The sequence below is a fragment of the Streptomyces sp. NBC_00090 genome, assembly GCF_045160815.1.
In the GTDB taxonomy this organism is placed as follows: domain Bacteria; phylum Actinomycetota; class Actinomycetes; order Streptomycetales; family Streptomycetaceae; genus Streptomyces.
This window is the reverse complement of the sequence record NZ_CP108224.1, coordinates 9,011,892-9,020,156: the sequence shown is the minus strand read 5'-3', so window position 1 is coordinate 9,020,156 and position 8,265 is coordinate 9,011,892. Positions and strand designations below refer to the sequence as shown.

Sequence of the window (8,265 nt, the reverse complement as noted above, 5' to 3'; positions counted from 1 at the left end):
GGTCACGCGAGCACCGCCGGGGCCGAGGGAGCCGAAGCGACCGACGGGACCGACGGAGCCGACGGAGCCGACGGAGCCGATGGGACCGACGGGGCGTCCTGCGTCTCAACGACGGGGCGCAGGTGTGTGAGGAGCCGTTCGGCCGCCTCCCGGGCTCCACTTCCGCCGGTGTCGGCGGTCATGACGTGGCCGAGGTACTCGTTGTTGCTGGTCGCCGCGCGCACGGCGCGGCCCGCTTCGGCGAGGGTGAGCTCCAGCACCCCGGGCCGCGACCGGACCTCGTCGGCGCCCTCGATGCCGACGAGGGTGCCGGTGGCACGGGGAAGCAGGAAGGCGATGGCGGCGCTGCGCACCCCGGTCGGGTGCGGAGCGAGGTCGGGCGTACGGCCGAGGGCCACGTCCACGCAGGCGGCGGCCAGATCGACGCCCGTGACGTGGCGGACGAGCTCGGTGATGCGGTTGCCGCCCGGGCGGGGGTTGACCTCGACGACCCTGGGTCCCTCGGGGGTCAGTTTGATCTCGGTGTGGCACACGACCTGGTCGAGGCCGAGGGCCCTGATCGCGGCCACGGCCGTGTCGGCCGCCTCCCGCTCCGGTTCCGGAGCGATGCCCGCCGGGAACATGTGGCCGGTCTCGATGAAGGCCGGGGCGCCGCCGATGCTCTTGTCGGTGACTCCGACCACGTGCGTGGCGCCGTCGAAGGAGACGGTCTCGACGCTCACCTCGGGCCCGGTGAGGAGTTCTTCGAGGAGGACGACGGGCATGCGGTCCTGGCCGCGCGCGTTGACCGGGAACGCGGCCAGTGCCCGGCAGGCCGCCTCCAGTTCGTGCTCGTCGCGGACCTCGCGTACGAGCATCCCGGCGCAGAGGTCCACGGGCTTGACCACCAGCGGGTAGCCGATCTCGCGGGCGGCCGAGGCGGCCTGCCCCGTGTCCGCGCAGAGCGCGTAGCGCGGGCCCGGCACTCCGGCCTCCGCCAGTACCCGGCGGGTCAGGTCCTTGCGACAGGCCGCCTCGACCGCCCCTGCCGCCGGGCCGGGCAGGCCGAGCCGTTCCGCCGTTCGGGCCACGGCGGGCAGGTAGTAGTCACAGGAGGAGACCACGCCGTCGAAGGCGAGCACCCCGTGGAGCCGTTCCAGGTGGGGCAGCAGCTCGTCGAGGTCGTTGGTGTCCGCGGTGATGATGTTGCGCGCCGCGAGCAGGGGGTGCGGCCCGGCGCGGCCGCCGGCGTCGGCGCCGCGCAGATAGTGGTGCAGGTCGCGGGTGACGAAGGTGAACTCGTGCCCGCCCTCACGGATCGCCCTGGGCAGCAGCCTGCTCATCGACCCCACCCAGCTCTCGACAACCAACAGATGCGCCACGGAAGTTCCTCTCACGATGCCGCCGGGACCGACGGGCATACCTGCGAAGCGACCGCCTGACGGGAGGCGGCCGCACCGGACCGAGAAGGAAGCTATCCGAAATAGTTTTCATTTCCAATAGTGCTGTTTCCGGGGTAGCCTGCCGCTCACGAGACCGGAGCGCCGGAAGGGAACCACCGCGCCATGAGAGACCTGACGCAGGGGCAAGAGATCGGGCCGTACGTGATCCGGCACGCCCGGCGGGAGGACGTGACCGGCGCGCGGAGCGTCATGCTCGACACGTTCTACCGGGAGTTCGACTACGGGTACGTGCCCCGGTGGCACGACGACGTCGTCGACATCGAGAGCACCTACCTCAACCACCCGCGCCACACCCTCGTCGTGGCGGTCCTGGGCGACGAGGTGGTCGGCACCACGGCCCTGAACTCCCGGGGCCCCGCCCATCCCCCGCACCCCCGCCGGCTCACCGAGCGCTACCCGTCCGGCCGCACGGCCCAGCTGCTACGGGTCTACGTCCGTCCGGACCACCGCAGGCACGGACTGGCCCGCGCCATGGTCGGGGCCGCCTGCGAGTTCGCGGCGGGCGTCCCCGGATACGACACGGTCTACCTCCACACGAACGTCGACGTCCCCGGCGCGGAGGGGTTCTGGCGCAGCATGGCCGAGGAGGTCTGCGACGCGCGGACGACGGGCGAGCACGGCGGATACGGAACCGTCCACTTCGAGATCCCGCTCCCTGTCACGGCGGCCACGGGCAGGCCGGCCGACTGACGGGACAGCACCCGCCCCGTCGGGGGCCGTACTCTTGCCGCGATCACCAGCGGAACGACGACACACACGGGGACACGCATGACCATTCACCGTCCGGGACTGCCCGGGGACCTTCCGCCGGGCGAGGTGCTCTGGGCCCGGTGGGCGCTGCTCGCCGCCGTCGGGGCGACCACCGCGGAGGAGTCGCGCAAGAGCGGCTACCGCACCGGCCGCTGGATCGACGACGAGGGACTCCACTACGACGACTGCGGCTGCACCTGGTGGACCATGTCCCGGCTGGGCGAGGGCCGGTTCGTGCTCTACGGCGAGGACGAGTCGAGCGGCGTGAAGTGGCACGAGCCGCCGATCGACATGCTGGCGGGCGGCCCGGACTGGCTCCCGTACGAGGAGCTGCGCGACCGGCTGGAGGGGTACGAACTGGGCTGCGTCTACTGGTACGAGAACGGGGCCTGGGCCCGCGCGTCCTACCCCGACGACCTCGGTGACGACGGCCTGGACTGCGGCATGAGCGGCTTCGTCCACCGGGACCGGATCCTGGGCGAGCTGTCGGAGTACGTCGACGGCACCGCCGACGGGCCGAGCGCGGACACCCTGCTGGCCGACGCCGAGGCACACCGCCTGGATCCGGCCCGGCTGCTGGAGCGGCTGCTCCCCACGACCCCGGACGACGAACCGCTGGACCTGCCGGCCGTCGCCAGGGCCCTCGCCCTCGCCGGCCTCACCCCCCACGGCCTGCCGTCAGGGAGCCGTCGGCCGTAGCATCGACAGGACACCGGAGGTACTTCCATGTTCGCGTCCTGGTACGACCGGCAGGGCCCCGCGGCCGACGTCCTGCACGTCGGCGACCTGCCCGACCCCCACCCCGGCGCCGGCGAGGTCCGCGTCCGCGTGACCGTGTCGGGCGTCAACCCCGGCGACACCAAGAAGCGGCGCGGCTGGCTCGGCTCGTCCATGCCCTACCCCCGCGTGATTCCGCACAGCGACGCCGCCGGGGTCGTCGACGCCGTGGGCGAAGGAGTCGACGCCCACCGCGTGGGAGAGCGGGTGTGGGTGTACGGGGCCCAGTCCTACCGTGCCTTCGGCACCGCCGCCCAGTACACCGTCGTCCCCGACCAGCAGGCCGTCCGGCTCCCCGACCATCTCGACGACGACCTCGGCGCGAGCCTCGGTATCCCCGGCATCACCGCCCACCGCGCGGTCTTCGCGGACGGTCCGGTCGACGGCCGGCTCGTCCTCGTGCACGGCGTCCTCGGGGGCGTCGGTTCGCTCGCCGCCCAGCTCGCCCGCTGGGGCGGCGCGACCGTGCTCGGCACCGTCCGGCACGGCGGCGACCTGGACCGTGTCGACCCGGCCGTCGTCTCCCACGCCGTCGCGCTCGACACGGACGACCCGGCGGCGGCGATCCGCTCGTACGCGCCCGAGGGAGTCCACCGGGTCGTCGAGGTGTCCCTGTCCGCCAACGCCGACCTCGACAACGCGGTCACCGCGCTCGACGCCGTCATCGCCGCCTACGGCACCCACGAGGACCGCACCGAACTCCCCTTCTGGCCGCTGCTGTTCAACAACGTCACCCTTCGCCTGCTGGGGAGCGACGACTTTCCCGCCGCGGCCAGGCGGCTGGCGGCCCGCGACCTCACCGCGGCGGCCGCCGTCGGCGCCCTCCGCGTGGACGTCGGCGAACGCTTCCCTCTGGAGGACATCGCCAAGGCCCACGAACGCGTCGACGCGGGAGGCCGCGGACGCGTCCTGGTCACGCTGCCCGACCGCTGAGCGTCGGGTAGTCGGTGTAGCCCGTCTCCCCGCCCACGTACATCAGGTGGGCGTCGCGGATCGGATTGAGGGGGCGCCGGTACGCATCCGGGCGACGAGGTCGGGGTTGGCCAGGAAGGAACGGCCGAGGGCGATCAGGTCGGCCCCCGCGGCGAGGTGCTCGACCTGGTGGGCCGCCTGGTCGACCGCTCCCTCGTGTCCGTGACCGTCACCGCCGACGGCCCGCGCTACCGCCTGCTCGAATCCGTCGCCGCGTACGCCCGTGAACGGCTGTACGAGGCCGGGGAGTTCGGGTCCGCGATGGACCGTCACGCCTCGTACTTCCGCGAGTTCGCCGAGCGGGCCGAACCCCACCTGCGTGGCGCGGGCCAGCGGCTCTGGCTCGCCCGGCTGGACGCGGAGTCCGCCAACACGCGCGCGGCTCTCGACCACGCCCTGCGGTCGGGCGATCCGCACGGCGTCGTGCGCCTGGCCGCCGCCCTCTGCCCCTGGTGGCTGCTCCGCGGCCGTCTGCACGAGGCGCGACGCACCCTCGCCGCGGCAGTGGAGGCGGTCCCGGCACACGCGTCGGCCGAACTCCGCCTCCTGCACGGTGCCTTCGCCATGCTGACGGGCGGCCGCGTACCGGACGCGGAATGCCCGGAGGCGGACATCGCCGATCCCGCCCGGCGAGGTCGCGCGCTGTGGCTCTTCGCGTACGGCCTCCACCACGCGGGCGACCCGGCAGCGGCGCAGGAGGTCAACGCCCGCGCCCTCGACCGTTTCACCGAAGCAGCCGACCGTTGGGGCACGGCCGCCGCCCGGGCGCTGCGCGCGCATACCGCGTTCGCCGCCGGAGACCTTCGCACCGCGCGCCACGACGGCCTGGACAGCTCGGCGTCCTTCCATGAACTCGGCGACGGATGGGGCGAGTTGCTGACCGTCCCGGTACTGGCCGCCCTTGCCGAGATCGAGGGCGACTACGCCACGGCCGCCTCCCGCCAGACCGAAGGACTGCGCCTCGCCGAGGGTCTGGGCCTGGCCGCGGAGGCCTCGGCGCGCCTCGCGGGACTGGGTCGCCTCGCGCTCCTGGCCGGCGACTGGGAGCGCGCCCGCGTGCTTCACGAGCAGGCCCGGCGGGCGGCCGCGGAGCAGGGCCACATGTTCGGCGAGGTGTTCGCGCTCATGGGCCTGGCCCTCGGCGCACGCCGCTCCGGCGACCTCGACGCCGCCGAGCACCACTTCCGGACGATGCGCGACGCGTACCCGTCGTCGACCGCGGGGAAGCACCTGATCCATGTGGAGCTCGGCTTCGTGGCCGAGCTCCGTGGCCGGCTGGAGGAGGCCGCCGCGTATCAGGCACGCGGACTGGAGTTCGCCGAGCGGCTGGCGGACCCGCGCGCCCTCGCGCTCTCCCTCGAAGGCACCGCCGCCGTCGCCGCGGCCATGGGCGACGGTGCCGGCCTCACCCGCGCCGCCGTGCTCCTGGGCGCCGCGGACACGGCCCGAAGGAGCGTGGGCGCACCGCTCCCGGAGGCCGAGAGCGCCGATGTGCGCCGCGCCATGGCGGCGATCATCACGGTCCTCGGCCCGTCCGAGTACGCCACCGCGTTCCAGGCGGGCGCGACCATGCCCCTCACGGACGCGGTACGCACGGCCGCCGGGCCCTGACCCGGCGGCGGGTCGTGGGAGCCGCGCGCCACGCGCCTCCACGGTCACCGGGGGCCACTGTGGCGCGCGTCACGTTCTGGGAACTCGCGCGAAGCGGCCGGACAGTCCGTTGATATGGAGATGAGTGTGCGTGCCCGAATACGGGCGGGGGACTCCGACGCGTTCGGCTCCCTCTTCGACGACTACGCCCGCGCGGTGCACCACCACGCCTTTCGGCTGACGGGCGACTGGTCGACGGCCGAGGACGTGCTGTCGCTGACGTTCCTGGAGGCCTGGAGGCTGCGGACCTCGGTGGACCCGGACGGGGGATCACTGCGGCCGTGGCTGCTCGGGATCGCCACCAACGTCGCGAGGAACACCCGCCGGGCCGCCCGGCGTCACGAGGCGGCGATGAGCCGTCTGCCGCGCGAGGAGGTGTTCCCCGACTTCGCCGATGAGCTGGTCGGCCGGATCGACGACGCGGGCCGGCTGGCCGCGGTACGGGCGGCGCTCTCCCGACTGCGGCGTCCCGAGCGGGAGGTGGTCGCGCTCTGCGTCTGGTCCGGCCTGGACTACGCGGCCGCGGCCCAGGCCCTGGCCGTCCCGGTGGGGACCGTCCGCTCCCGCCTCTCGCGCGCCCGGAAGAAGCTCCACACGTACGCCGGCACCGATCTCTCGTCAGGGAACGGGAACTCGGTTCCGGGCCGAGGACAGGTAGATGGTGACCGCGTCCCCGCGGTCCGGCCCACCCAGGAGGAAGCCCGATGAGCACCACCCCGTCCCGGCCCACCCAGCCCGAGCCCACCCAGCCCGAGCCCACCCAGCCCGAGCCCACCCCGGCCGAACGCGACGAGATCGCACGGCTTTTGCAGGTGCCGTCCGACCGGGACCTGCCCGTTCACCGCCACGAGATCCTCAAGGCCCACCTGCTGCGCGAGATCCGGCACGACACCACGTCCGCCGCCGCCGAGCCCCGCCGCGGGGTCCGCCGCCTGACGCTCGCCGCCGTGCCGCTCGCCGCGGGCGCGCTCGCCGTCACGCTGCTCGCGACGGGAGGACTGCTCGACGGGCAGCAGCCCCCCGTCGACCGCCGTGCGGCCGCGGCCCCCAGCTCGGGAGCCGGCTCCGGCTCCGGCTCCGGCTCCGGCTCCGGCTCCGGCGGGAAGGGGACCGCGGCCACGTCGGCCGCGGTGCTCCTCGACCGGATCGCGACCGTCGCCGCGTCCAGGCCCGCACCCACCGTCCGGGACGACCAGTTCGTGTACATCGCCAGTACGGTCGCGTACTCCAGCCAGAGCGACAGCGACATCGTCATGCGTCTGGCCAAGCCCCACAGCCGGAGGATCTGGCTCTCGGTCGACGGGAGCCGGCCCGGCCTGCTCCGTGAGTACGACAAGAACATCGAGCTGGCCGACCACCATCCGGAGGGAATCGGAGCGCCTGTCCCCGAACGGCCCGCCGGAAACCCCGACCCCACGCTGAACTCACCGACGTACCGCCTCCTGGAGGCGCTGCCCACCGACCCCGGCGTGCTCCTCAAGAAGATCTACGACGACACCGAGGGCTCCGGTCCCAACCCGGACCAGGAGGCGTTCGTGACGATCGGCGACCTGCTGCGCGAGCAGCTGGCTCCGCCGAAGGTCAGCGCCGCCCTGTACAAGGCGGCCGCGGGCATCCCCGGTGTCACCGTCGTCGACGACGCCGTGGACGCGGCCGGCCGACACGGCATCGCGGTCGCCCGCGTCCACGACGACGGCATCCGCACCGAGTGGATCTTCGACAGGAAGACCCTCGAATTCCTCGGCGAGCGGGGCGTCATGGTCAAGGACACCCCGTGGGCCAAGGCCGGTCAGGTCACCGCCACGACGGCCGTACTGACCCGCGGCGTCACGGACAAGCCCGGTGAAACCCCCGACCACAGCGGCTGATCCCTGAACCCTGACCCTCTGCGACACCGTCAACACCTGCGACAGGGGCGGAAGTTCCTCTTCCGCCCCACACCGACCCGGACGCCGGCCGACCTCGTTTCCTCCGGGGCCGTGGCACATATGCTTCGGCGGTGACCACCCCCGTCAAGCTTTCACGTCGTGCCTTCGCCTCGGCGATCGCACAGGTGATCTCCGTCGCCTACGCCCGGAGCGACGACGACCGTGGGGCCGCCCGCGCCGGAGCCGTCGACGCCGCCCGAGAGGCAGCCGCGCTCCTGAAGCCCTGACGGAGTCCCGCGCGGGCGCGGTCGCCGTCGTCCCTACGGACCCCTTACGGCTGTCGCAGCCGGGCCGGCTCCGCCTGAACGACGCACCCTGCCCGCCCGCGGCGGACTCCTCACCTCCGCACTCAGAGGGGCCGGAGCCGGGCGTTCAGGAGGCAGAACTCGTTGCCCTCCGGGTCGGACAGGACGTGCCAGTTCTCGGCGCCGGTCTGGCCGATGTCGACGGGCTTGGCGCCGAGCGCGAGCAGCCGCTCCAGCTCGGCGTCCTGGTCCCGGTCGGTCGGGTTGACGTCGATGTGCAGCCGGAGCTTCTCCCGCCGCGGGGCGCTGCTGGGGCTGAGGACGAGGGTGGGCTGCGGGCCGCCGAAGCCGGCGTCGGGCGGCCCGATCTCGATGCTTCCGTCGTCCTCGCGACCGAGTTCGACGTAGCCGAGGACCTCGCTCCAGAAGGCGGCGAGCCGGTCGGGGTCGGCGGCGTCGAGGATGAGCTCACTGATGCGGCATGCCATGCCCGTCAGTGTA

Annotated in this window: 9 protein-coding genes and 1 pseudogene; 7 read left to right on the top strand and 3 right to left on the bottom strand. The window is 73.6% G+C overall.

Annotated features, from left to right (window positions below; all coding sequences use genetic code 11):
• Positions 1 to 2: 2 nt before the first annotated feature.
• Positions 3 to 1,361 (bottom strand): ATP-grasp domain-containing protein, encoded by a 1,359-nt coding sequence (locus OG361_RS39960; RefSeq protein ID WP_405861639.1) that lies wholly within the window; start codon positions 1,359 to 1,361, stop codon positions 3 to 5.
• Positions 1,362 to 1,544: 183 nt separating this feature from the next.
• On the opposite strand from OG361_RS39960, the gene OG361_RS39955 reads away from it, so the two are divergent.
• The 3 genes from OG361_RS39955 (at position 1,545) to OG361_RS39945 (ending at position 3,902) form a co-directional block, all read left to right on the top strand.
• Complete coding sequence (locus OG361_RS39955) at positions 1,545 to 2,132, top strand: GNAT family N-acetyltransferase (RefSeq protein ID WP_405861637.1); 588 nt, start codon at positions 1,545 to 1,547, stop codon at positions 2,130 to 2,132.
• A 78-nt stretch (positions 2,133 to 2,210) separates the two neighbouring features.
• Positions 2,211 to 2,891 carry a hypothetical protein gene (locus OG361_RS39950; protein ID WP_405861635.1) on the top strand — a complete coding sequence of 227 codons (681 nt, stop codon included), beginning with the start codon at positions 2,211 to 2,213 and terminating at the stop codon, positions 2,889 to 2,891.
• Positions 2,892 to 2,918: 27 nt separating this feature from the next.
• On the top strand, positions 2,919 to 3,902 hold the full coding sequence (locus OG361_RS39945) for an NADPH:quinone reductase (RefSeq protein ID WP_405861633.1): 984 nt from the start codon (positions 2,919 to 2,921) through the stop codon (positions 3,900 to 3,902).
• Here OG361_RS39945 and OG361_RS39940 read toward each other — a convergent pair.
• Positions 3,883 to 4,058, bottom strand: a pseudogene (locus tag OG361_RS39940) (alkene reductase); the annotation flags it as partial. The gene OG361_RS39945 and the pseudogene OG361_RS39940 sit on opposite strands and share 20 nt — an antisense overlap.
• 12 nt (positions 4,059 to 4,070) lie before the next feature.
• On the opposite strand from OG361_RS39940, the gene OG361_RS39935 reads away from it, so the two are divergent.
• From OG361_RS39935 to OG361_RS39920, 4 genes are all read left to right on the top strand, one after another.
• Complete coding sequence (locus tag OG361_RS39935; RefSeq protein WP_405862756.1) at positions 4,071 to 5,552, top strand: ATP-binding protein; 1,482 nt, start codon at positions 4,071 to 4,073, stop codon at positions 5,550 to 5,552.
• A 114-nt stretch (positions 5,553 to 5,666) separates the two neighbouring features.
• On the top strand, positions 5,667 to 6,299 hold the full coding sequence (locus OG361_RS39930) for an RNA polymerase sigma factor (protein ID WP_405861631.1): 633 nt from the start codon (positions 5,667 to 5,669) through the stop codon (positions 6,297 to 6,299).
• Positions 6,296 to 7,459: a CU044_5270 family protein gene (locus tag OG361_RS39925; protein ID WP_405861629.1), complete on the top strand. Its 1,164-nt coding sequence runs from the start codon at positions 6,296 to 6,298 to the stop codon at positions 7,457 to 7,459. The genes OG361_RS39930 and OG361_RS39925 overlap by 4 nt, the downstream gene beginning before the upstream one ends.
• A gap of 131 nt (positions 7,460 to 7,590) precedes the next feature.
• Positions 7,591 to 7,746 carry a hypothetical protein gene (locus OG361_RS39920; RefSeq protein WP_405861627.1) on the top strand — a complete coding sequence of 52 codons (156 nt, stop codon included), beginning with the start codon at positions 7,591 to 7,593 and terminating at the stop codon, positions 7,744 to 7,746.
• 122 nt (positions 7,747 to 7,868) lie between these two features.
• Here OG361_RS39920 and OG361_RS39915 read toward each other — a convergent pair whose 3' ends face one another.
• Positions 7,869 to 8,252 carry a VOC family protein gene (locus tag OG361_RS39915; RefSeq protein WP_384567452.1) on the bottom strand — a complete coding sequence of 128 codons (384 nt, stop codon included), beginning with the start codon at positions 8,250 to 8,252 and terminating at the stop codon, positions 7,869 to 7,871.
• Between the last annotated feature and the right edge of the window lie 13 nt (positions 8,253 to 8,265).

Bases quoted from the DNA above. Each gene is read 5' to 3' on its own strand.
- OG361_RS39945 (WP_405861633.1), top strand. From the start codon at position 2,919: ATGTTCGCGTCCTGGTACGACCGGCAGGGCCCCGCGGCCGACGTCCTG.
- OG361_RS39950 (WP_405861635.1), top strand. From the start codon at position 2,211: ATGACCATTCACCGTCCGGGACTGCCCGGGGACCTTCCGCCGGGCGAG.
- OG361_RS39925 (WP_405861629.1), top strand. From the start codon at position 6,296: ATGAGCACCACCCCGTCCCGGCCCACCCAGCCCGAGCCCACCCAGCCC.
- OG361_RS39930 (WP_405861631.1), top strand. From the start codon at position 5,667: ATGGAGATGAGTGTGCGTGCCCGAATACGGGCGGGGGACTCCGACGCG.
- OG361_RS39955 (WP_405861637.1), top strand. From the start codon at position 1,545: ATGAGAGACCTGACGCAGGGGCAAGAGATCGGGCCGTACGTGATCCGG.
- OG361_RS39915 (WP_384567452.1), bottom strand. From the start codon at position 8,252: ATGGCATGCCGCATCAGTGAGCTCATCCTCGACGCCGCCGACCCCGAC.